We start from the raw sequence: 21,875 nt of genomic DNA, 5'->3' as shown, positions 1-21,875 counted from the left end.
TTTCCTATTTCCTCAAATTCAAGTGTTCAATCAAATTTCGATACGCGTCGATATCCTGGTCCCGCAGGTAATCCAAAAGCCGCCGCCGCTGGCCGACCAGTTTCAAAAGCCCCCGCCGGCCGGAAAAATCCTTCTTGTGCCGCCCCAGATGCTCGGTCAGCTCGTTGATTCGCTCGGTCAAAAGGGCGATTTGCACCTCCGGCGAGCCGGTGTCCGAATCGTGCAGCCGGTAGGTCTCCACCAGCTCTTTTTTTCGTTCTCCTGTTATGGCCATGCCTCTCCTCCTTTGCGCCCCGCAGCAGCCACTTTCCCCTGCGCGGCAAAATACGCTCGTATCTTCTTCTCGTCTGTTTTCATCTTCTCAATCAAAGCCTCCTCGGAGCCGAATTTCTCATCCGGCCGGATGAACCGCTCGGCCAAAACCAAAATTTCATTTCCCAGTTCCACAAAGCCGTCCAGGATGTTGATTTCAACGCTCTGGGAGCCCTCCCCGAAGGTGGGGGATTGCCCAATATACAACATTCCGTCCAAAAATCGAGTCCCCCGGACCGCCCGCGCGGCAAAGATGCCGGGCCCCGGCAAAAGTTTGTACGGCGGGATGGAAAGGTTGAAGGTGGGATATCCCAGCTTTTTTCCCCGTCCGTGCCCCTTGGTTTTCTCCCCGTGGATGGGAAAGGGATGCCCCAATAGTTCGATGGCCTCATCAAACCGTCCGGAGGAAAGAAACTCACGGACGGAGGAGCTTTTGACCGTTTCCGAAGAATGCCGTACCGGCTCGATGACCTCCAGCTCAAAAGAATGCTCTGCCGCTAACTTTTCCAGAAGCGCAATGTTCCCCCGGCGCCCCTTGCCGAATCGATGGTCGTACCCGACCACCAAATGCCGCGTGCCGAGGCCGTCAACCAGAATGCGCTCGACATACTCCTCCGGCTCCATGGCCACGAGCGACTGGTCGAACGGATAAACCAAGGTTTCATCCAGCCCGAATTTTTCAAAAAGAAAAAGTTTTTCCGGCAAAACGGTGAGTAACTGAACCGTGGTTGGGTCCCCCAATACCATCCGCGGGTGCGGTTCGTAAGTCAAAACCAGCGAAGAAATTTCTTTCTTCGTTGCGGCTGCAATCGTCCGTCCAATCAGGGCCTGATGCCCGCGATGAACCCCGTCAAAGCTCCCCATCGTGACCGAACAGGCCGACTTGGAACGTTCCAAAAGCGAGCGATAAACTTTCATACCAGAACCCGCCCGTACACAAACGCCGGCTGGGCCGGGTTTTTCTTTAAAAACTCCGCCGACTCGGAAAGCTTCCCCCAAGCAAGGATGTTTTCGCTTCCGTTCTTGACGAAGACGGTCTGTCCCTTTCCCAAATCATACAGCCCGTCAAAATCGGCAAAAAAAAGCGGCTTTCCATCCCGCACGCGGGCCGGTTCGGTCAGAAGCCGCAAAACCGGCACCCCTAAAATATCCTGCGGGTAAAGCAGATGCTCCCTCCAATTCAGCGGGTCAAGTTCATCCAAGGAAACGCCCTTCTCCAGCGTCACCGGCCCCACCTCTGTGCGCATCAGGGCGGACATCACCGCGCCGCATCCCGCCTTTTCCCCAAAGTCCCGCGCCAAGGCCCGGATGTAGGCACCGGAGGAACAGGCAACTTCCAATTCAACATCGGGGGACTTCCAGCCAAGCAATTGGATGGAGTAAAACGTCACGTCCTTTTCCGGCGTCTCGAAAACTTCCCCCTTGCGCGCCTTTTTGTACAAGGGTTTCCCCTCTGATTTTACGGCCGAAAACGCCGGCACCCGTTGCTTGATCGTTCCGACAAAGCTGGACAGCAGTTTCTCGATTTCCTTGTCATTCAACACCGGAACGGGAACTACCGAAAGAACTTTCCCCCAGATGTCGTTGGTATCCGTGGCCAACCCCAGCCGGAACGTCGCCCGGTATTTTTTGGCCAAGCCAATGAAAAGAGGGGCCAGCTTGGTGGCTTGGTCCAGCAGCACGAGCAGAACGCCGGAGGCCTGCGGGTCGAGCGTGCCGGCGTGCCCCGCCTTCAGCCCGCCGACTTTCCGGCGAACGAGCTCGACGACATCGTGCGACGTGGGGCCGGGGGGCTTGTTAATTGCCAGCAAGCCGACCATTTTGCAAAAGCTCGGAAACTTTTTCCAAAACCGTCCGCTTCGCTTCCGCCATCGGAAGGGAAAGCGCGCAGCCGGAGGCGTTGGGGTGCCCCCCCCCGCCGAACGCTTTGGCGATGGGGGAAATGTCGATGCCGTTCTGCGAGCGCAAGCTCACCTTCGTTTTGCCGGGGGTGAGTTCCTTGAAAAGCGCTCCGACCTGCACTTCGCGTAAAAAGAGGGAGTAGTCCACAATCCCCTCGGTATCCTCAAAGCGCGCCCCGGTCTCCGCCAAAATCCGGTTGTCGATGGAAAGAAAGCAAATCCGGTTGTCCAAGTGGAGCTCCATCCCTTCCAGAACCCGCGCCACCAGCCGCAAATCCGAAGGGGAAATCCGGTAATACACCTCTTCCGTTATTTTCTGCGGATTCGCCCCCAGCTTCATCAAATGGGCGCAGATTTCCAAGGTGCGGGGATGGGTGGAGGAATAGCGGAAGCGGCCGGTGTCCGTCAGTATGGCGGTGTAGAGCGCTTCGGCAACTCCCGGCGTGATTTTGAAGCGGGCGGCTGTCAGAAAATCGTAAATCATCTCCCCGACGGCGGAGGCCTTGGCATCCAGCCAGTTCACCTGTCCGAATTTTTCGTTGCGCGGGTGGTGGTCAATATTGACGATGACCGTCTCCGGCCGCAAAAGTTTCTGCACGCAGCCGATTCGCCGCAAAGACGGACACTCGACCACAAATGCGGCGTCCGGAACGAAGTCGGGAAGCGGCTCGGCGGCCTCTTGAATAACCCCCTTGGGGTCCAAAAACCGGTACTTGCTCGGCATCTTTCCCTGATTGAACGCCGCCACCTTTTTCCTTTTTTTCACCAGATAGGCAATCAGGGCCATCTGCGAACCGACCGAATCCCCGTCCGGGTCCTGGTGGGAAGTGACCAAAATGTTTTTTGCTTGGCTTAGAACTTTTTCAACCGCTTTGGCCGTCTTTACGCTCATCCTTGATTTCCTTCAAAAGCCGCTCAATCCGGTCCGCCTTTTCAATTGATTCGTCCCGCCGGAAAACGAGGTGCGGCGTGTAGCGCAGCTTCAATTGCCGCGCCGCCATTCCCTGCAGGAGATGGGCCGATCGTCCCAGAACCCGCGCCGATTTTTCCTGCTGGTTGGCGTCCCCCAGGACGGAGTAATAAACCACCGCATTTTTCAAATCCGGGCTTATCTCCGCCCCGGTCAAGGTCACGAACCCCAGCTCGGCGTCCCGCACCTCGGTTGCCAAAAGTTCGGAAAGGGCGTGCAGAAACTCCTCCGCCACCCGGCGGGGGCGTCCCCCCCGGCCTCTGTTTGGTTCCCCCATAAAAGTTATTTGATTTCGAGTTGATAATCGAGCAAAACCGCCCGCCGGTCTTCCGCCACGAACGACACCACTTTGGAAAGCACCTGGTCGGCAAAGGCCCGCTCGTTGGAAACCACCGCCACCCCCAGCCGGCAGCGCTGCCACAAGTCGTTCTCCCCCACCTCCGCCACGGAGACGTTGAAGCGGTTGCGCACCTGGTCTTTCAAATGGTTCAGAATCTGCCGCTTCCCCTTGAGCGAGCGGTTGTCCGGCAAAAACAGTTCCAGGGTCAAGGCGCCGACCACCATTTATTCCAGCTTGCGCGCCACGGACGTTAGCTCGTAGCACTCGAGGATGTCGCCGACTTTCACGTCGTTGAAGTTTTCGATTTTGATGCCGCATTCGAATCCCGCGGCCACCTCCCGGGCATCGTCCTTGAAACGTTTTAGCGCCTCCAGCTTCCCGTCGTAGACGACCACACCGTCCCGGACGATGCGGATTTTGTCCGTGCGGCGCACGGCGCCGGATTGGACGTAGCAACCCGCCACGGTGCCAACCTTGGAAATTTTGAAAATCTGTCGCACTTCCACCGAGCCGGTGATTTTTTCCTTGATTTCAGGGGCCAAAAGCCCCTCCAGCGCTTTTTTGATTTCCTCCTGGGCTTCATAGATGACGGTGTAGAGCCGGATGTCCACTTTCTCCTTGGCCGCCAGCTCCCGCGCCCGCAAATCCGGCCGGACATGGAAGCCGACGATGATCGCCTGCGAGGCGGCGGCCAGAAGGACGTCGTTTTCGTTGATCGCCCCGACCCCTTTGTGAATGACGGTGACTTTCACTTCGGAGGTTCCTATTTTGGAAAGCAGATCCGCCAGGGCCTCGACGGAACCGTCCACGTCTCCCTTGACGATGATCCGTAATTCCTTCATCTCGCCGGACTTGACCTGCTGGTACACCTCTTCCAGCGTGAGCGACTTCAAATGACGGAAATCCTGTTCCCGCTTTATCCGCATCCGCCGCGCCGCCAGCTCCCGCGCCTCCTGTTCGGAGGCGGTGGCGAGGAAGGAATCCCCGGCCTGTGGCACACCGCTGGAGCCGAGAATCTGCACAGGCGTGGAGGGGGGGGCTTCTTCCACCGCCTGTCCCCGTTCATCCAAAAGCGCCCGCACCCGGCCGGAGAAAGGTCCGGTGACGAACGGCTCGCCGACATGCAATACCCCCTTCTGAACCAGGACGGTCAAGACCGCCCCTTTCCCCTTGTCCAGCCGGGCCTCGACAACCGTCCCTTGGGCCACCCCGGCATAGTTGGCTTTCAACTCCAAAAGGTCCGCCTGCAAAAGAATCATTTCCAAAAGCTTGTCGACGTTCCGGCCCATCTTGGCGGAGATTTCGACGAAGATGGTTTTTCCGCCCCATTCCTCCGGGATTAGGTTGTATTTGGAAAGCTGGTGCTTGATGGACTCCGGGTTGGCCGCGGGCAGATCGATTTTGTTGATGGCGACGATGATGGGAACCCCCGCCGCCTTGGCGTGGTCGATCGCCTCGATGGTCTGGGGCATCACGGCGTCGTCGGCGGCGACCACCAAGACGACGATGTCGGTGATTTGCGCCCCGCGCGCCCGCATCGCCGTGAACGCCTGGTGTCCCGGGGTGTCCAGAAAGGTGATGCGTCCCCCCGGAAGCTGCACTTCATAGGCGCCGATGTGCTGGGTGATGCCGCCCGATTCCCCGGCGATGACGTTGGTTTTACGGATATGGTCTAAAAGCGAGGTCTTGCCGTGGTCCACGTGTCCCATGATGGTAACCACCGGCGGCCGGGGACGTAGGTCGACAACCTCTTCCTCCACTTTTTTTTCCAGCCCGATCTCTTTCACCCGCTCGGTCTTGAAACCGAACTCCAAGGCCAAAGTTTCGATGGTGTCCAAATCCAGCCGCTGGTTGATGGTGGCGAAGAATCCCAGTTCCATGCACTTGGAAATCACCTGCGCGGCGGTCAACTCCATGGCGTGCGCCAGTTCCGCCACAGTCATAAACTCGTTTACCCGGATGACCTTTTCGGCCTCAACGGCAACTTCTCCCCGCTCGTCCCGGCGGTAATGCTTCTTCACTTTGCGCTGGCTGTCCAGATCGGCCAAGGTCTTGCGGAAGCTTTCCTCCACGGAACGGCGGTCCACCGGCTTCCCCCCCTTCAGCCTCGGTTTGATTTTTTCCTTTTGGGGGGTCTCAATGACTTTCGCGAGTTTTGGGAGGATGACTTCCTCCTCCAAATCCGCCACGGCGACCGGCGGCGGGGCTGCGGCGACCGCCGCCTCCCGCTCTTTTTTCTCAAACTCGGCGTGCTTACGCTTTTTCTCCGCCTCCTTCTGCTTGATCGCTTCCTTCTCCTTTTTGAAGCGCTCCGCAACGGCGGCGATCATCGGCTCGGTGGCCACGCTCATGTGGCTCTTGGGGGAAAAACCGAGCTCCGCCAAAATCCCCATCATGGCGTCGGCGGAAAGATTGTTCTCCTTGGCCAATTGATATATCCTAAGGCTCGCCACTTACTTTTCCTCTTTTTCCTCTTCTTCGGAGTTTGCTTCTTCCGGTTCCACTGCTTTTTTCTTTTTTTCTTCTTCCTCCTCTTCCTCCTCTTCTTCCTCTTCTTCCTCTTCCTCCTCCTCAATTTCCTCCGATTCCACTTCCATCTCTTTTTCCTCCTCTTCCTCCTCGGGTGCGGGACGTTTTTTCAATTCTTCCATGTATTCCCGGGCGGAGGCGATGAGCTTCTCCGCCTTCTTCGGACCGATTCCTTCGATTTCCATCAAATCCTCGGCCTTCGCCGCGGCCAGAAGCTGCACGGTCTCGAATCCCATCTCGATCAGCTTCCGGGCCATCACGTCGGAAAGCCCTTCCAAGTTGAAAAGCGGAATCCGTTCCCTTTGCCGACGCTTCCGTTCCGCCTCGTGTTCGGACTCCGCCAAAACGTTGATTTTCCAGCCAGTCAGTTTGGCTGCCAGGCGCGCGTTCTGCCCCTGCTTGCCGATAGCCAGGGACAATTGGTCATCCGCCACCACCACGGTCATCTCGTTTTCCGCCTCGTTGGCAGTGATGTGAAACACCTTGGCCGGTGCCAGAGCCCGGGTCACATACACCTCAGGGTTGGCCGACCAGGCGATGACGTCGATCCGCTCCCCCGCCAGCTCCCGCACGATGGACTGCACCCGGATGCCGCGGATGCCGACGCAGGCCCCCACCGGGTCGATCCGCTCGTCCGCCGAGGAGACGGCGATTTTGGAGCGTTCCCCCGGCTCGCGGGCCACCGACTTGATTTCAATGATTTTTTCAAAAATCTCCGGCACCTCCAGCTCAAAAAGCCGGCGCAACAAATCCGGATGGGCCCGGGACAAGATGACCGGGGGCCCCTTGGCCGCTTTCTGCACGTCCAAAACCAGACAGCGCAGCCGTTCGCCGAGACGATATTTCTCCCGCGGGATTTGTTCCTTGGGGGGAACGACCCCTTCCGCCCGGCCCAAATTGACGATGACATTCCCCTTGTCCATCTGCTGCACGCTTCCCACCACCACCTCGTTCACCCGGCCGATGTACTCGGCATACACCCGTTCCCGTTCCGCTTCCCGGACTTTCTGGACCAAAACCTGCTTGACCAGCCCGATGGCGTTCCGCCCGAATTCGGAAATTTCGATGGGAACGTCCACCTCCTCTTCGAGCTTCCCTTTCAGCCCTTTTTCGGATAATTCTTCCAAGCTGATCTCCGTTCCCGGATCCAAAACCTCCTCCACCACACGGCGGCGGGCGGACATCGATATCCGGCCGGTTTTGGGGTCCACTTTCACCGTGACGTTGTCCGCCTGTCCGTATTTCTTTTTGACCGCCGACAAAAGCCCGGCCTCCAAAGTCTCGCGGACATAATCCGCCTCCACGTTCCGGCCCTTGACCACCTCCGACAAGGCCTCGGCGACGTTCACCCCCTGCGGTTCCCGGTTTTTCTCAATCTTTTTAGGCATTCATCCTCTCTTTTTCTAAATATCGAAGGCCTCCCGGCCTCCGGCGTTACAAAATTTCCTTTCCTTTCACGACCGTTTCAAATGAAAATCTTTTTTCCCCTTCCGCGGTCTCGAGAAAAAGCCCCTCGTCATTGACGGAAACGAGCGTTCCGGCCGCCTCGCCGGTTTTTCCATCTTCGGAAAGCCAGACCCGCACGGCCCGTCCGACCTTGCGCTCAAAATCCCGCCGCGACACAAGCGGCCGGTCCAGTCCGGGGGAGGAAACCTCCAAAATATAGGCCCGGGGAAAAACGTTTTCCAAATCAAACCAGTCGGAAAGTTTCCGCGAAAGGCGGGCGCATTCTTCGATGGAAATTCCCCCCTCCGGCCGGTCGGCGAAGACCCGCACCAGCATCTTGTGCCCCCGGTCGGCAACCGCCAATTCCACCAGTTCGAACCCCTCCCTTTCTATTACTTCCTGCACCGGCCGTTCTATCCTTTCCTTTAAATTCATGGTTGACTCGTTGGTAAAAAAACTAACTTTCAATGATAACAAAAGCGGGCCGGTTTGGCAACCCAATAATGCCGAAGCGGTTTAACTTTTTGCCGGGAAAGGGCTTACCGCACCGGCAAAGAGACGGAGGTGTCCGCCCGCAACATTCGCTGGACGCTTTCCAAAAACGTCCGCACCTCCGGCGCCCGCTGGTCGTTGGGATAGGCAGCCAGCCAGTCGTTGACCACCCGTTCCACCTGCCGGTACTTTCTGGTCTGGTAGTAGAAGGCGACAAGGTCGTTGAATCCCCCCGCCTTGTTCCGCTCGTAGGATTGAACAAAAATCTGTTCCGCGCGGCCGGAATCCCCCTGTTGCAGATAGGCCATTCCGAGGTAGTTGCGGATGCTGTCCTTGGTCGTCTCCGGAAGGGGTGCCCCGCTGATGAGCGATTCGGCATCAGCCAGCCGTTTCTGGTCGGTCAGAAGCCCGGTCAAATACTGGTAGGCGGAAACCTCCCGCGGGCTCACTTCCATCCCCTTCCGGATCACCGCTTCCGCCTGGGCAAAATCCCCCGCCCGGCGCAACGTGTCCGCCACCAGCATGAAGGCCGAAACGTAGTTCTGGATGATCCGCCAGTCATTTTCATCCTTGCGCACCTTCGGGTCCGCCGTTCCCCGGTAGCGGAAAACCTCGTCGTAGAATCGGCGCGTTTCGGCAATGTCGATGCGCGTCCCCGTCCCCCGTCCCTCCGGCACCACGTCGTAAATCATTCCCCGCATTACAAGGTACGGGTCCACGGAACGCCCCCGGTACACCCGGGCATCCGAGGCGCAGGTGACAGAGAAGTGCACCGGTATTTTCCAGTTGTTCGTCTCCAGCACATTGTCGATGATTTTGTCCTGGATTCGCTTGGTCATCCGGCCGGTCGCGGGGTTGAATTCCGGCTGCAGGCGTAAAATCTCCTCGTCGGTGTAACTGATGGGGACGCTGTCCTGGTTTTTTTTCTGCAGAATGTACCAGCTCGTGTTGATCAAGCTCAAGTTGATGTTTTTCACGTCCCGCCGGAAACCGTATGCCTCCTGCAAGGCCCAAAGCGGGAAGGTATCGTTATCCCCGTTGGTGAATAAAACCGCCCCCGGCTCGCAGGAGGAAAGGAGGTTGTAGGCGTAGTCGTAAGGTAGGTAGTTGTTGATCCGCTGGTTGACCGAAAAATTGGAGGCGTACCCGAAATAGGGAAACACCAGCGCAAAGGCCGCCACCGCTCCCGGTGCCGCAAGCAGGGCACGGGGAAGATTTTTCTCCTTTATCCATTCCACCAGCCGGCATCCGAGCGCCGTCAGCCCCAATCCAAGGCACAGGGCAAAGACGATAAAGCCGGGCGTCCAGAAATAATCCCGGTCCCGCACTTCGAGATACCCTTCCCCCGTTATCGGGTCCTGCCGGGTGCCATCAGCAAAGTTCATATACCAGACCAAACCGACCGTGCCGAGTATCACCGTGACAAAAAGCAATACCCCCGGCGAGCGGCTCCGCCGCCAGTTTTCATAAATCCCCAAAAGCCCGACAACCAAAACAAGAAGGAAAACCTGGGAGAGCCCGTACTGCTTTTCAAAAAATCCCCAGAATCCCATCCGCGGATACCGCCCGAACTGGTTGGCCGGCTCCCCCCGCCGCTTCATCGCCCGCGTAATCATGTTGGTCTGGCCGTACTGCTTCCGCTCAAGGAAATACTTGAAGCTCTGCCAGTCATCCGGGTCGTTTTCATTGATGTGCGGGTTTTGCGCCGCCCGGATAGGAATGAAAAGCTGGGAGGAGAAACCCAGAACCGCCGCCAGACAAAGCCCCAAAGGCAGCTGCCACCCGAAGGCCCGCGGGTTTTGGAAGAGCAGAACCGCCGTCACCAAAGTCCAGATTCCGAGTGAAATCAAAAACATATCCAGCGAAGCAACGACCAAAAGCAAAACAAAACCGGATACCCAGATGCGCCAGTCCTTCCGCTTTTCCTCGTCGGACAACAAAACGAGAAGCATCACCGGCGGCAAAGCCAGAAAAACGGTCATGTGCAAAGCCGTCCCCAGAATCCCCAGATAAGCCGCCAAGATGAGATACTGGTTTCCCCGCGCCTCGGAGGGCCGCTGCCACCAGAGAATCCCGAGGTAGAGAATCAGCAGGGTGAAAAGCATCGCCAGTCCATATACCTCTGCCTCCACGGCGGAAGACCAGAAGGTGCGGGAAAAGGCGAGCGTCAGCCCGCCGGAGATGCCGCCGATGTATTTCCAAATGCGGAAAGACCACTCCGTCTTGTCCTTCGTCCAGAAATCGACCAGCCGGTGGACAATTAGGTAGCCGACCATCGCGGCAAAAGCCGAGGAGATGACCGAAACCAGATTCACCCGCACGGCAATATCGTCGGAAACGGGCAACAGGGTGAAAAGCCGTCCGATGATGACGTAGAGCGGCGCCCCTGGCGGATGCGGAATCCCCAAAATCGCGGCGCAGGCGATGAACTCCCCACAGTCCCAGAAGGAAATCGTCGGCGCCTTGGTCCAGTTGAAAACCAGAAAGGAAACCAGAAATACCAGCCCAGCAGAGCCGTAGTGCAGCCAGTCGATTTTCTTACCGTTGTTCATCGATTCCTTCTCGAAATAATTTTATACCCTGCAAAGAAGCCACTGAATATACCTATTTCCAGAAAATTTATAAAGGATTTTATGAACAGGCGGCCTTAATCCAAACCCAGAAGAAACGGGTTCGTCTCCCGCTCCCGCCCGATGGTCGTCGCCGCTCCGTGCCCGGAATAGACCGCCGTGTCGTCCGGCAGTTCAAGCAGCCGTTTGAGCGATTGCATCAAAACCTCCCCGTCCGAATGCGGAAAATCGTACCGCCCGATGGAACCGGCAAAAAGCGCATCCCCGGTAAAGGCCGCCTTTTCCCCGTAGATGGTGATTCCCCCCGGCGTATGCCCGGGCGTCTCGATGACTTCAAACGAAAGCCCCCCCAATTTCAGTTTCTCCCCTTCCTTTAGAAACCCATCCGCCTTGCCGGCGGAAATCGGCATCCCAAAGGCCGCCGAAAGATTCTCTTCCGCGCTGATAAGCAGCGGATGGTCTTTTTCGTGAATGAAAACCGGAATGTTGTAATGCCTGCGCAACTCTTCGACGGCGCCGATATGATCCCCGTGCGCATGGGTCAAAAGAATTTTGGAGGGTTTCAACCCCAAACGCTGAATTTCCGCTCGTATGCGGCTCCCCTCCGCTCCCGGGTCGATAATCCAGCAATCCTTGGTCTTTTCATCGGCGACCAAAAAGCAGTTTTCAAAAAACGGCCCGACGGTGATGGTCTGGACAATCATTCAAACGGTCGTTTGCGCCGATTTGGCCGACTGGAAGAAATTAAAAACCTTCACCGCAACACTTTTCGGAATCCCCGGCACGGCGGAAAGTTCCTCCAAACCCGCCTGCTTCATATTCTCCACCGAGCCGAAATGGGAGAGCAGAATCTGCCGTCTGCCGGGGCCGATGCCGGCGATTTCATCCAGTTCGGAGCGAATCGTGCGCTTCTTGCGGACTTTAATGTTGTAGGAGAGCCCAAAGCGGTGCACCTCATCCCGGATACGCTGCAAAAGTTTCAAGGAGGTCGAACCGCGCGGTAGCGTCAAACCGTTGCTCGTGTTGGGGAAAATTATCTCCTCCAGCCGCTTCGCCAGCCCGATGAGCGGCTGTTCCTTGATTTCCAATTTTTCCAGGGCCGACATTGCCGACGAAACCTGTCCCTTCCCCCCGTCGATTAAAACCAAATCCGGCCGGGGGATGTCCCCCTCCTTCACCTTGGCGAAAAAGCGGGTGACGATTTCCTCCATCATTGCAAAATCGTTTTGAAAATCCACCGTTTTGATTTGAAAATGCCGGTAGTACTTTTTGAGCGGACGTCCATCGGAGAAAAACACCGCCGCCCCCACCTTGTCTGTTTCTCCCAAGTTGGAGACGTCAAAGGCCGCAATCTGCCGGGGCGGCTTGGCCAGCCGCAAATCTTTTTGCAGAAAAGTGATGAGTTCCGGCACCCGGTTCAGATACTCTTTTTTCTGGATTAAAAGCTCTTCCAATAAAAGCCGGGCGTTCTTTTCCGCCGTCGCCAAAAGCTGCGCCTTCGCCCCCTTCTGCGGCAGAATGATTTTCACCGGCTCTTCCCCCTTCTCCAAAAGCCACTGGGAAAGGAGCGCCATATCCTCCGGCTCGAGGGGCAAATGCAGTTCCGCCGGAAAAGCGGACTGCCGCAGATAATATTGCCGGATGAAATTGGACAAAACGGCGGCATCCGCCTCCTCCGGGTCGGCGGTCAAATAATAATGCTGCCGGCCGATGAGAACGCCCTCGCGCACCTGAAAAGTCACCGCGCAGACATCCCTCCCCTGCCGGGAAAAGGCGACTAAGTCCCGGTCGGTCAAATCTTCGGAAACAACCTTCTGTTTTTCTTTGATGCCTTCGATGGCCGCCAGTTGGTCGCGCACCAATGCCGCCCCCTCGAAATTCTCCGCCTCCGAAAACGCCTCCATCCGTGAGCGCAATTGGTCGACGAGCGCCTTGCGGTGCCCCGCGAGGAAAAGCCCCGCCGAATCAATTTGCTCTTTGTACTTTTCCGAGGAAACCAGCCCCTCGCACGGCCCCGGACAGCGTTTGATGTGATATTCCAGGCAAACCCGGTACTTTCTCCCGTTGGGGGGCGGAATCACCAAATTGCAGGAGCGGATTTGAAAAATTCGCGTCAAAGTTTTCAAGGTCTGCCGCATCGCCCCCACGTTGGTAAAAGGCCCAAAGTAGCGCGCTCCGTCCTTTTTCATCCGGCGGACGACCAAAAGCCGTGGAAACGGCTCGCTGGTCAGCTTCACGTAGGGGTAGCGCTTGTCATCTTTCAAATTGACGTTGTAGCGCGGCTTATACTCCTTGATTAAATTCGCTTCGAGAATGTACGCCTCCACCTCGTTGTCGGTGACGAGGTAATCCAAATCCGCAATCTGCCGGATCATCGCTTCGATGCGCGGGCTCACCGGCTGGGAGTTGTGAAAGTAGGAGGAAACCCGGTTCCGCAGAACCGCCGCCTTGCCGACGTACAAAATCCGCTGCCCCTTGTCCTTGAAGATATAGACGCCCGGCCCCTCAGGCAGGTTGGCAAGTTTGGTTTCGAGCTCGGGGGTTTGCATCAGGGATATGCCATTCCAAATCGGCGTTTATAGTAGACCCGCACGGCCCAAAACCCGGCCGCCAGAATCAAAACATACCACCAGAAATATAAAGCGGCGGCAAGCGAAAGCAACAGAAGCGCCCCCTTGGTCCCCCAGACGGAATACTTGATGCTTTTTCTATCCAAGGCCAAGGCAAATAGCGGCAGGGCGAGAATCGCCGGCAGAAGAAAATCAAAATCCCGCGTATAAACGGCAATTCCGATTGCACCCAGCACAAAAACCAAGGCCAAACCTTGAGCAAACCGTTCACCATAGACGACGGCAACCGTATTTTTACCTACCCTCCTATCCCCTTCCACGTCCGGCAAAGTCGTATTCAAATAAATCCCCCCCACGGCAAAAAAATACGGGAGGGATTGAATCAGATGTCTCCCTTCCAGATTCTCGTTCCATCCCGCCCCGATTAGATAAACGATGCTGCCGTGCGCCAGCATATTGGCGAAGAGTGCCGCCCAGGCCCGGTCTTTCAGGCGAAACGGCGGCGCAGAGTAGATGATGCCAAGGATTACGATGCAAACGAAAAGCACAAACGCATAACCGGAAACGAGAAGCGAAACGGCCAAAGCCGCCAAGTTGAGACTGGCTGCCAGAACCGCGGCTTCCGCCACGGAGAGAATTTCCCGCGAAAGAAAAAACCCCTTCTTGTTGATTCGGTCGCTCTCCCGGTCAAAAATCTGGTTGACCAGATACACGGCGCCGAAAAGACAGGCCGTGGCAAAAAACAAACTGCCGGCAATACTGCCCGAAATCCGGTGCCCCGCCGCCTGCCCCGCGCCGAGCAGCGCCACCGTCCAGACCGGCATAAAAAGCACCGGGCGGGTGGAAAAGAAGTAATCGAGAAGTCGGATTAAAACGGCTCGCACTAAGCGAAGAATACTACGAAGAAATAGGCCGCCGGTAAAGCGAAAAGAAGCGAATCGAACCGGTCCAAAACCCCGCCATGCCCGGCGATGAGGTGGGAGGAATCTTTGGCGTCAAAGCTCCGTTTCAAAAGCGATTCAAACAAATCCCCCAGCTGGCCGAAGAAGGCAATCGTCAAAGCCAGCCCCACCGTGAGGCCAAAACTCATTCCCAGTTTTTTGGTCAAAAAGAAAATCACGCCGACGAGAATCGCTCCGGCAAATCCCCCCAAAAAACCCTCCGCCGACTTGTTCGGACTGATGGTTGGAAAGGGGTGGACGCGCCCCAGCTTTGCGCCGACGAAATAAGCCGCCGTGTCGGTCGTCCAGATTACCCCCCAGATAAAAATCATAAGCCAGAGTTCCGTCGGCACTTCCGTCATCCGGAACAAATCCTCCCCCCCGAAGGTGATGTTGACACCGGCGGGAATCTGGCGCAGCAAAAGCTCCAAGCTTTTCCCGAACCCCAAAAGCCCCGGAATGTAAATCATTCCCAAAATAAAATGTGCCGCTTCGGCCATCGACCCTTCCACCCGGCGGCGCAGAACCAAAAACGCCGCCACCCCAAAGAAGGCGATTAAAAGAAATTCGTCTAAGAATCGAACCGCTCCCGTCGAAAGGCGGTAAAGATACCCAAGCCCCAAAATCCACCCAAAAAAAAGTAGAAATCCGGGAAGTTTGGTTAACCGGGAATATTCCCAAAAGCCGAAGAACAAAAGAAGCATCAAAAACCCGCTCCACCACCAACCCCCCTGCCACGAAACGAAAAGAATTGCGGGGATGCCGACGACGGAAACCGCCACCCGCGTCATCAGATTTTTCGGATCAATCCCCATGAACAAGCTCTTTCTTCCCTGCATAAATGGGGAATTTTGAAGTGTCTTGTCCCCTCTCCTTGAGGAGAGGGTTAGGGAGAGGTTGTTTTTTGGTCATTGATCTCCAGTTCATTTTTTGCTGCACCCGGCCGGACAAAGCATTTTTTTCCTCCCCTTGAGGGGAGGGATTAAGGCGACCGCCGTCAGGCGGACGCCGAAGGGTGGGGTCGACGACTCGTCCATTTGCGCTCAAACCCGCCCGAACCTTCGCTGCCGGTTCTGGTAATCCGCCAACGCCATCAAAAATTCCTTTTCTCCAAAATCCGGCCACAAGGTCTCGGTAATATACAGCTCCGTATAGGCCGCCTGCCAGAGCATAAAGTTGGACAGCCGTTTCTCCCCGGAGGTGCGGATGAGCAAATCCGGGTCCGGCAGCCCCTTCGTGTATAGATGCGACTCAAAAACCTTCTCATCAATGCGGGAAGGCGAAAGCTTTCCTTCCTTGACTTCCCGCGCAATCTTCCGTACCGCCGCCAAAATCTCCGAGCGCCCGGAGTAATTCAGCGCCAAATTCAGGATAATGCCGGTGTTTCGTGAGGTCTTCTTGATGGCTTGGTGCAAGGCCAGCCGCTTGGCGTACGGCAGCCCCTCGATATCGCCGGTCGTTTTGAGGCGAAGATTGTTGTCCATCATCTCCTTCAGTTCTTTGCGGGCCGTGTCGGACAAAAGCTGCATCAACGCCGCCACTTCCTCCTTCGGCCGCCGCCAGTTTTCGGTGGAAAAGGCGAAAAGGGTCAAATATTGGATGCCCATCTCCCCTGCGGTTCGGACGACTTTGCGGATCGCTTCCACCCCCGCCTTGTGCCCCTCGGTTCGGGGAAGATTTTTCTGCTTCGCCCACCGCCCGTTCCCGTCCATGATGATGGCGATGTGCCCGGGCAGATTCCCCCGCTCCCGAATTTCTTTTTTCAGTTCCTCTAACATCTTTTCAAGTTACGCAAATTCCCATATAAACAAAATCCCCTCTTTTGGAGGGGATTGGCACGCCCGGAAATCGGGGTTCAAACTTCCATAATCTCTTTTTCTTTGCCGGCAATCAGCTTGTCCACCTGCTCGATGAACTTGTCCGTGATTTCCTGGATATGCTTCTGCGCCTTTTTGGAGTCATCCTCGGAGAGTTTCTTCTCACGCTCCGCCTTTTTGACGTTCTCGATGCCGTCCCGCCGGATGTTCCGTATCGCCACCTTCCCCTCTTCCGCCAGCTTGTGTACCAGTTTCACCAAATCTTTCCGCCGCTCCTCGGTGAGCGGTGGAATCGGCAGCCGGATGAGGTTGCCGTCCGATTGGGGGTTTAACCCCAGTTCCGATTTCTGGATTGCCTTGACGATGTTCGGGATTTGCGTCTTCTCCCACGGCTGGATGGTCAAAAGCCTTGCCTCGGGTGCGGAAACCGTCCCCACCTGGTTTAAGGGCACGAGCGACCCGTAATACTCCACCCGGATGGCGTCGAGCAAAGCCGTGGTCGCCTTCCCCGTGCGGATGGAGGCAAGCTCGTGCGAAACCGCCTCCAAACTCTTTTTCATTTTCTCTTCTTCTTTGTGGTAAATGTCCTTTACTAAGTCCATCTTCCCTCCGGTTCAAGCATGGACGATGGTGCCGACCTTCTCCCCCAGCACCACCTTCTTCAAATTCCCCCGCTGGTTCAAGTTGAAAACGATGATGGGCAGGGCATTGTCCATCGAAAGCGAAGTCGCCGTGGAATCCAGCACCTTCAGCCCCAAGCTCAACACTTCGAGGTAGGTGAGTTTGTCGTACATCTTGGCGTTCTTCTCCTTCATCGGGTCGGCGTCAAACACCCCGTCCACCTTGGTCGCCTTGAGGATGACGTCCGCCCCGATTTCGGTCGCCCGCAAAGCCGCCGCCGTATCGGTGGTAAAAAAGGGATGCCCGGTGCCGGCAACGAGGATGACCGTCCGCCCTTTTTCCAGATGCCGGATGGCCCGCCGCCGGATGTACGGCTCGGCAATCGCCTCCATCCGCAAGGCGCTCATCACCCGGGTGTAAACGCCGAGTTTTTCGAGCCGGTCCTGAAGCGCAAGGCCATTGATGATGGTCGCCAGCATCCCCATCTGGTCCCCCGTCGCCCGGTCGATGCCGGACGTGGTCGCGGCCAGCCCGCGGAAGATGTTCCCGCCGCCGACGACTATGGCGATTTCCACCCCCAGCTCCTTCACCTCTTTTATCTGCTCGGCGATGGTGGTTACGACCTCCGGGTCGATGCCGAATCCCTTTTCTCCCATCAGCGCTTCGCCGGAAAGCTTTAAAAGCACCCGGCGGTATTTGAGTTCGGGCATGTTATTCTCCCAGCCGGAAGCGCACGAAGCGCCGGGGCACGATGTTCTCCCCGATCTTCGCCACCGCCGAGGCGATGAGCTCCTTTATGGTTACGTTCTGGTCCTTGACGAAGATCTGCTCCATCAGGACCGCCTCTTGAAAATACTTTTCCAGTTTGCCATCGACAATCCGGTCCAGAATCTTTTCCGGTTTCCCTTCGTTTTTGGCCTGCGTCCGGAAAATCTCCCGCTCCTTCTCGATCAACTCCTTCGGCAGTTCCTCGCGGGTGACGACCAACGGCGAGGCGGCCGCAATCTGCATCGCCAAATCCTTGGCCAAATTACGAAAATCCTCCGTCCGCGCAACAAAATCCGTCTCGCAGTTCAGTTCCAGCAAAACGCCGAGCCGGTCCCCCGGGTGAATGTAGGAGTAGATAAGCCCCTCCTTGGCCGTCCGCCCCGCCTTGGAGGCCGCCCGCGCCTGCCCCTGCTCCCGCAGGGTCTGGACGGCTTTCTCCATATCCCCGCCGGCGGTTTCCAGCGCCTTCTTGCACTCCATCATCCCCGCGCCGGTTTTTTCACGAAGTTCTTTTACCAAATTCGCGCTGATTGCCGTTGTCATTTTGCCTTGACTTCCTTCTCTTTCTCTTTTGCCGCCCGGAATTCCTTTTCCCGCGCCTCCCGCATCTCCTTCTCCTTCGCGTCCCGCTCCTTCCGCCTGGAGGCCTCCTCCTCCTGCTTGTCCTTCAAGGCCATCCGCCCCTCCACCGCCCCGTCCGCCAGTTCCTTGGTGATTAGGGCAATCGCCCGGAGCGAATCGTCGTTGCCGGGAATGGGATAGGTAATCAAGTCCGGGTCGGAGTTGGTATCGACGATGGCGATGACCGGAATGCCCAGCTTGTTCGCCTCCGCCACGACTATTTTTTCCTTCTTTGTATCGACGACGTAAACCAAATGCGGAATCCGGTTCATCTCCCGGATGCCGCCCAAAACCTTGACTAACTTCTCCGCCTCACGCCGCAGTTCCAAGCCCTCTTTTTTGGTGATTTTTTCCAGCGTCCCGTCCTGCTGCATCCGCTCGATATCCTTCAAACGCTTGATGGACTGCTTGATGGTGGAAAAATTGGTGAGCATCCCCCCCAGCCAGCGCTCCGTGACGTAAAACGCCCCCGCCCGCGCCGCTTCCCGCTCAATGACCTCCTTGGCCTGTTTTTTGGTGCCGACGAAAAGCAAACTGCCGCCCGCAGCGACGGTTTGGCGGACGACCTCCCGCGCCTTTTGCAAGGCGGCGGCGGTTTTTTCCAGGTCGATGAGATAGATGCCGTTTTTGGAGTCGAAGATGAATTTTTTCATCTTGGGGTTCCAGCGGCGGGTCTGGTGGCCGAAATGCACCCCGGCCTCCAGCATTTCCTTCAAATCAATGGCAGACATTGCACTCCTTTGCGCCCAAGCCGAAAGAGCCGGCGGGCGCTAAACCCCGAATTTTCGGGGGCTGTTAGGTTTGGCCTCCACCCAGGAGCCGACAGACGCCGGACGCCTGTTTTTCCGGGCCGCGCCCCGCAGGGGAAAATCCCTTGCGGGGACCCACCGGCCGCTATTTCGCACGGCAAGCCCCGAGACCTCGGGGCCGGGTGCAAAACGGGTGTGTGTATTTATAAACAACAACCGGTTCCCGCCCGTGGGGACGGAAACCGGTTCAAATTTAGCGCTTGGAGTACTGGTAGCGTTTGCGCGCCTTCACCAGCCCGTACTTCTTCCGTTCCACTTCCCGCGGGTCGCGCGTCAAAAATCCGTTGGTCTTCAGCGCCTTCTTCTGGTCCGGGTTGATGGCCGCCAGCGCGCGGGACAAAGCCAATCGCAACGCCTCGGCCTGCGCCGAAATTCCTCCCCCATTCGCCCGCGCCCGGACGTCGTATTTCCCCATGTTGCCGGTCACTTCGAGCGGCGAGAAAACCGACATTATCAGCGACTGCCGTTTGCCCAGATATTCCGCCAGCATCCGGTTGTTGACTTTGATGATTCCCGACCCCGGCGTCACCCAAATGCGCATCGTGGCGTTTTTGCGCCGTCCGACTGTGGATGCTAAAAGTTCTGCCATTCTAATTCAATCCCCCTTCAATCCTGAATTGCCTTTGTAGGGGCAACTCTCCTCCCATCGTTCTGTCATTCTGAGCAAAGCGAAGAATCCGGGCCGTGCCGGGTGGTTTAATCTCCAATCCCCAACCCCTGTCTTTGTACGGGCGGGGTCTCCCCGCCCGTCTTTTTGTTTTTGTATTTGTAGGGGCGTATTGCAATACGCCCGCCTTTTTTGTCCCCCTTGCCAAGGGGGACGAGGCCGTAAGGCCGGAGGGGGTGTTTATATCGCAACTAATCATTCTTCTGCTTAACTCAAACTCAAAACGGTCGGTTTCTGCGCCTTGTGGGGGTGTTCCGCGCCGCGATAGACATGCAGATGGTTGATTAACTTCCGCCCCAATTTGTTTTTGGGCAGCATCCCCCGCACCCCCTGGCGGATAAGCTCCTCCGGCTTTTCATCCCGGAATTTGTCAAAGGTTTTGAACCGCGCCCCTTCCGGGTAGCCGGTGTAGTGGAAATAGGTTTTCACCTTCTCCTTTTTCCCGGTCAGCCGGATTTTGTCGGCGTTTAGAACGATGACAAAATCCCCCGTGTCCATATGCGGGGTGAACATCGGTTTCCCCTTGCCGCGCAAAAGGGTGGCAATTTTGGTAATCGCCCGGCCAAACACGGCTCCGCCGACGTCCACCACGTACCACTTCTTCTCAATTTCCGATTGCCTCGGTATATAGGTCTTCATATAGGTCATCGTTTTTCCGATTCCAAAGCCCCATAAAATAGGCAGTTTTTGGGGAATGTCAAGATGAAATCCGGAGAGCATTTGTAGGGGCAGGCCTCCGTGCCTGCCCTTATTCTTATATTGTAGGACAAGAAAATGGAACGAAACGGCTGGAAACTTGCTCCCTCCGATTTCGGATTTCTTTGGCAAGAATGTAGGCGGTGTTTTTATTTGAAGGCCGTTGGCGGATTTCTGCGACCAAAAATGATTATGCCAAAGGTCTTTACCATTATAGATTCCCAGATGAAAGACCATTTTATGGGTAAACGAACCGAAGCGATTTCAACAAACATGCCAAACGGAATAATAGAACACGCAGGGAAACGTGTTGAGTCCCTGCCAATTTCAATCAAAGGGTTTTCGACTCCCTGTTTTATTCGTGGAAATTTCGACACTGTCGTTAGATTTGATGACAATAGCTTTGGAGTTATCGACTTCAAAACTTCTCAAGTTAAACCGGAGCACGTTTCAAACTATGCTCGTCAACTCCATGCCTACGCATATGCTTTGGAAAACCCTGCAGAAGGCAGGTTTGGATTGAACCCGGTATCTAAACTGGGGCTTTTGATGTTTGAACCTTCGCTCTTTTCGAACGCATCAGGCGGCACTGCATCATTATCAGGCAGCCTTACTTGGGTTGAGCTTCCTCGGGACGACAACGCTTTTTTAGATTTCCTTGCTGACGTGCTTGCAGTTCTGGACCAACCTCTTCCACCCGACCCATCACCCTCTTGTCAGTGGTGTGAGTACAGGGAAACAAGCAGACAATTCCCCTATTAAAGCAGGTTCGTAGGGGCACAATATATTGTGTCCCCTTTCCCCTCCCTTTTTGACAAAACCACCATCCTCCCGCCCTTAAGAAACTCTATTCCACCTGATTCCCGAAAAGCTCAACAATCTTTTCCGTCCGTTCCTTCCCCACCTGCTTTTCAACGATTCCGATGATGGCCTGCTGAAATTTCGTTTCGTTGTCCCGGCAAAGCTCCTCATACGTGCGGATTTTCACCAGCTCCTCCTTGAAATAAGCCGTAACCCCCGCGCCAATGGCGGCCGCCTCCGCTTCGGAAATATGCCCGCCGGGCAAAAGCATGTTCACCACCTTCTTCCCCAAAATTTCCGCCTCCTCCAAGCTCAACTGGTCAACAGAGGCCCCTCGATACCACTTCCCCTCCCGGCGAAAGCTCTCCATCTGTAGGGCCTTCTCCTTCCCCCCCAGTTCTTTGAATTCAATCGAATGTTTTTTAAAAACCGGCCCGGCGGCTTTTTTGGTCTCCGCCTTCCCGCGCCAAACCACGGCATAAACCGTGCCGGTGCGGTTCAGCCACGCCTCTTTGATGGCGGGATTCTGCTCCATTTCCAAAAGCGCCGGCTTGGCCCGGCTTCCGCATCCCAAATCCGCCGCCGCCCCGCATTCCAAAGGAACCTCGTAAAAACTGATTTTCTCGCCGGCCCGAACTTCCTGCCCAAAAACCGCTCCCGCCCAAATAACCAAACCGAACACCGCAAGAGCAATCATGCCCAACCGTCTCATATTTTTTCTCCTTTCCATTCAGGTTCCACCCCCGGCATTGGGCGGGCAAACCTCCACCCGCCTGGATGCCCAAAAATAAAAAATCCCCCCTCCCCGTCAACCCACCCGCCCCGCGCCTCGTCCCTGTTTTCGTAGGGGCAGGTCTTGTGCCTGCCCGTTTTTGTAGGGGCGAACCGATGTGTTCGCCCGTAGGGGCACGTTGCACGTGCCCTTTTGTTTTGTCCCCTCCTTACGAACGGGATTAAGGGGAGGTTTCCATTTTCCCGCTTTGTCTTTGTAGGGGCGGGTTTAT

General features: G+C 56.3%; 23 protein-coding genes. 1 reads left to right on the top strand and 22 read right to left on the bottom strand.

Annotated features, from left to right (window positions below; translation table 11 throughout):
- Positions 1-4 precede the first annotated feature (4 nt).
- From rpsO to rplM, 21 genes are all read right to left on the bottom strand, one after another.
- Positions 5-274: a 30S ribosomal protein S15 gene (gene rpsO / locus VNL73_02665; GenBank protein ID HXF48314.1), complete on the bottom strand. Its 270-nt coding sequence runs from the start codon at positions 272-274 to the stop codon at positions 5-7.
- The gene (ribF, locus tag VNL73_02660; protein HXF48313.1) at positions 265-1,230 is read right to left on the bottom strand and encodes a riboflavin biosynthesis protein RibF; all 966 of its coding nucleotides are present in this window, start codon (positions 1,228-1,230) and stop codon (positions 265-267) included. The genes rpsO and ribF overlap by 10 nt, the downstream gene beginning before the upstream one ends.
- Positions 1,227-2,132, bottom strand: coding sequence for a tRNA pseudouridine(55) synthase TruB (gene truB / locus VNL73_02655; protein HXF48312.1), 906 nt, complete (start codon positions 2,130-2,132; stop codon positions 1,227-1,229). The genes ribF and truB overlap by 4 nt, the downstream gene beginning before the upstream one ends.
- A complete protein-coding gene (locus VNL73_02650; GenBank protein ID HXF48311.1) occupies positions 2,110-3,105 on the bottom strand; it encodes a bifunctional oligoribonuclease/PAP phosphatase NrnA in 996 nt (331 codons plus the stop codon). Before VNL73_02650 ends, truB begins: the two co-directional genes overlap by 23 nt.
- Positions 3,077-3,418, bottom strand: coding sequence for a 30S ribosome-binding factor RbfA (rbfA, locus tag VNL73_02645; protein HXF48310.1), 342 nt, complete (start codon positions 3,416-3,418; stop codon positions 3,077-3,079). The genes VNL73_02650 and rbfA overlap by 29 nt, the downstream gene beginning before the upstream one ends.
- A 47-nt stretch (positions 3,419-3,465) precedes the next feature.
- Positions 3,466-3,747 (bottom strand): DUF503 domain-containing protein, encoded by a 282-nt coding sequence (locus VNL73_02640; protein ID HXF48309.1) that lies wholly within the window; start codon positions 3,745-3,747, stop codon positions 3,466-3,468.
- Positions 3,748-5,976, bottom strand: a complete 2,229-nt coding sequence (gene infB / locus VNL73_02635; GenBank protein HXF48308.1) for a translation initiation factor IF-2 — start codon at positions 5,974-5,976, stop codon at positions 3,748-3,750.
- The gene (gene nusA / locus VNL73_02630) at positions 5,977-7,440 is read right to left on the bottom strand and encodes a transcription termination factor NusA (protein HXF48307.1); all 1,464 of its coding nucleotides are present in this window, start codon (positions 7,438-7,440) and stop codon (positions 5,977-5,979) included.
- Between the two features lie 46 nt (positions 7,441-7,486).
- Positions 7,487-7,933: a ribosome maturation factor RimP gene (rimP, locus tag VNL73_02625; GenBank protein HXF48306.1), complete on the bottom strand. Its 447-nt coding sequence runs from the start codon at positions 7,931-7,933 to the stop codon at positions 7,487-7,489.
- A gap of 104 nt (positions 7,934-8,037) precedes the next feature.
- Complete coding sequence (locus tag VNL73_02620) at positions 8,038-10,542, bottom strand: DUF2723 domain-containing protein (GenBank protein ID HXF48305.1); 2,505 nt, start codon at positions 10,540-10,542, stop codon at positions 8,038-8,040.
- A gap of 95 nt (positions 10,543-10,637) precedes the next feature.
- Positions 10,638-11,264 carry an MBL fold metallo-hydrolase gene (locus VNL73_02615; GenBank protein HXF48304.1) on the bottom strand — a complete coding sequence of 209 codons (627 nt, stop codon included), beginning with the start codon at positions 11,262-11,264 and terminating at the stop codon, positions 10,638-10,640.
- A complete protein-coding gene (uvrC, locus tag VNL73_02610) occupies positions 11,265-13,109 on the bottom strand; it encodes an excinuclease ABC subunit UvrC (GenBank protein HXF48303.1) in 1,845 nt (614 codons plus the stop codon).
- Complete coding sequence (locus VNL73_02605; protein ID HXF48302.1) at positions 13,109-14,014, bottom strand: UbiA family prenyltransferase; 906 nt, start codon at positions 14,012-14,014, stop codon at positions 13,109-13,111. Before VNL73_02605 ends, uvrC begins: the two co-directional genes overlap by 1 nt.
- The gene (locus VNL73_02600) at positions 14,014-14,886 is read right to left on the bottom strand and encodes a phosphatidate cytidylyltransferase (GenBank protein HXF48301.1); all 873 of its coding nucleotides are present in this window, start codon (positions 14,884-14,886) and stop codon (positions 14,014-14,016) included. The genes VNL73_02605 and VNL73_02600 overlap by 1 nt, the downstream gene beginning before the upstream one ends.
- 228 nt (positions 14,887-15,114) lie before the next feature.
- Entirely contained in the window at positions 15,115-15,849 is a 735-nt protein-coding gene (locus VNL73_02595) for an isoprenyl transferase (GenBank protein HXF48300.1), read from the bottom strand.
- Positions 15,850-15,926: 77 nt separating this feature from the next.
- Positions 15,927-16,490, bottom strand: coding sequence for a ribosome recycling factor (gene frr, locus VNL73_02590; GenBank protein HXF48299.1), 564 nt, complete (start codon positions 16,488-16,490; stop codon positions 15,927-15,929).
- A gap of 12 nt (positions 16,491-16,502) precedes the next feature.
- The gene (gene pyrH, locus VNL73_02585) at positions 16,503-17,219 is read right to left on the bottom strand and encodes a UMP kinase (protein ID HXF48298.1); all 717 of its coding nucleotides are present in this window, start codon (positions 17,217-17,219) and stop codon (positions 16,503-16,505) included.
- Between the two features lies 1 nt (position 17,220).
- Positions 17,221-17,820, bottom strand: coding sequence for a translation elongation factor Ts (tsf, locus tag VNL73_02580; protein ID HXF48297.1), 600 nt, complete (start codon positions 17,818-17,820; stop codon positions 17,221-17,223).
- Positions 17,817-18,629 (bottom strand): 30S ribosomal protein S2, encoded by an 813-nt coding sequence (rpsB, locus tag VNL73_02575; protein HXF48296.1) that lies wholly within the window; start codon positions 18,627-18,629, stop codon positions 17,817-17,819. Before rpsB ends, tsf begins: the two co-directional genes overlap by 4 nt.
- Before the next feature lie 271 nt (positions 18,630-18,900).
- Positions 18,901-19,296 (bottom strand): 30S ribosomal protein S9, encoded by a 396-nt coding sequence (gene rpsI / locus VNL73_02570; GenBank protein ID HXF48295.1) that lies wholly within the window; start codon positions 19,294-19,296, stop codon positions 18,901-18,903.
- A 285-nt stretch (positions 19,297-19,581) separates the two neighbouring features.
- A complete protein-coding gene (gene rplM / locus VNL73_02565) occupies positions 19,582-20,013 on the bottom strand; it encodes a 50S ribosomal protein L13 (protein HXF48294.1) in 432 nt (143 codons plus the stop codon).
- Between the two features lie 135 nt (positions 20,014-20,148).
- On the opposite strand from rplM, the gene VNL73_02560 reads away from it, so the two are divergent.
- A complete protein-coding gene (locus VNL73_02560; protein ID HXF48293.1) occupies positions 20,149-20,832 on the top strand; it encodes a PD-(D/E)XK nuclease family protein in 684 nt (227 codons plus the stop codon).
- A gap of 85 nt (positions 20,833-20,917) precedes the next feature.
- Here the strand turns inward: VNL73_02560 and VNL73_02555 are convergent, their stop codons facing one another.
- Complete coding sequence (locus VNL73_02555; protein ID HXF48292.1) at positions 20,918-21,583, bottom strand: hypothetical protein; 666 nt, start codon at positions 21,581-21,583, stop codon at positions 20,918-20,920.
- Between the last annotated feature and the right edge of the window lie 292 nt (positions 21,584-21,875).

This window comes from Verrucomicrobiia bacterium, assembly GCA_035574275.1.
Taxonomy (GTDB): Bacteria; Zixibacteria; MSB-5A5; order DSPP01; family DSPP01; genus DSPP01.
The sequence above is the reverse complement of the archived record's forward strand: the minus strand, read 5'-3'. Positions and strand labels throughout refer to the sequence as shown.

Bases quoted from the DNA above. Each gene is read 5' to 3' on its own strand.
- nusA (HXF48307.1), bottom strand. From the start codon at position 7,440: ATGCCTAAAAAGATTGAGAAAAACCGGGAACCGCAGGGGGTGAACGTC.
- pyrH (HXF48298.1), bottom strand. From the start codon at position 17,219: ATGCCCGAACTCAAATACCGCCGGGTGCTTTTAAAGCTTTCCGGCGAA.
- VNL73_02615 (HXF48304.1), bottom strand. From the start codon at position 11,264: ATGATTGTCCAGACCATCACCGTCGGGCCGTTTTTTGAAAACTGCTTT.
- truB (HXF48312.1), bottom strand. From the start codon at position 2,132: ATGGTCGGCTTGCTGGCAATTAACAAGCCCCCCGGCCCCACGTCGCAC.
- VNL73_02650 (HXF48311.1), bottom strand. From the start codon at position 3,105: ATGAGCGTAAAGACGGCCAAAGCGGTTGAAAAAGTTCTAAGCCAAGCA.
- tsf (HXF48297.1), bottom strand. From the start codon at position 17,820: ATGACAACGGCAATCAGCGCGAATTTGGTAAAAGAACTTCGTGAAAAA.
- frr (HXF48299.1), bottom strand. From the start codon at position 16,490: ATGGACTTAGTAAAGGACATTTACCACAAAGAAGAAGAGAAAATGAAA.
- VNL73_02640 (HXF48309.1), bottom strand. From the start codon at position 3,747: ATGGTGGTCGGCGCCTTGACCCTGGAACTGTTTTTGCCGGACAACCGC.
- VNL73_02595 (HXF48300.1), bottom strand. From the start codon at position 15,849: ATGTTAGAGGAACTGAAAAAAGAAATTCGGGAGCGGGGGAATCTGCCC.
- rpsB (HXF48296.1), bottom strand. From the start codon at position 18,629: ATGTCTGCCATTGATTTGAAGGAAATGCTGGAGGCCGGGGTGCATTTC.
- rplM (HXF48294.1), bottom strand. From the start codon at position 20,013: ATGAAGACCTATATACCGAGGCAATCGGAAATTGAGAAGAAGTGGTAC.
- VNL73_02555 (HXF48292.1), bottom strand. From the start codon at position 21,583: ATGAGACGGTTGGGCATGATTGCTCTTGCGGTGTTCGGTTTGGTTATT.
- rpsI (HXF48295.1), bottom strand. From the start codon at position 19,296: ATGGCAGAACTTTTAGCATCCACAGTCGGACGGCGCAAAAACGCCACG.
- uvrC (HXF48303.1), bottom strand. From the start codon at position 13,109: ATGCAAACCCCCGAGCTCGAAACCAAACTTGCCAACCTGCCTGAGGGG.
- VNL73_02560 (HXF48293.1), top strand. From the start codon at position 20,149: ATGGAACGAAACGGCTGGAAACTTGCTCCCTCCGATTTCGGATTTCTT.
- ribF (HXF48313.1), bottom strand. From the start codon at position 1,230: ATGAAAGTTTATCGCTCGCTTTTGGAACGTTCCAAGTCGGCCTGTTCG.
- rpsO (HXF48314.1), bottom strand. From the start codon at position 274: ATGGCCATAACAGGAGAACGAAAAAAAGAGCTGGTGGAGACCTACCGG.
- VNL73_02620 (HXF48305.1), bottom strand. From the start codon at position 10,542: ATGAACAACGGTAAGAAAATCGACTGGCTGCACTACGGCTCTGCTGGG.
- VNL73_02600 (HXF48301.1), bottom strand. From the start codon at position 14,886: ATGGGGATTGATCCGAAAAATCTGATGACGCGGGTGGCGGTTTCCGTC.
- rimP (HXF48306.1), bottom strand. From the start codon at position 7,933: ATGAATTTAAAGGAAAGGATAGAACGGCCGGTGCAGGAAGTAATAGAA.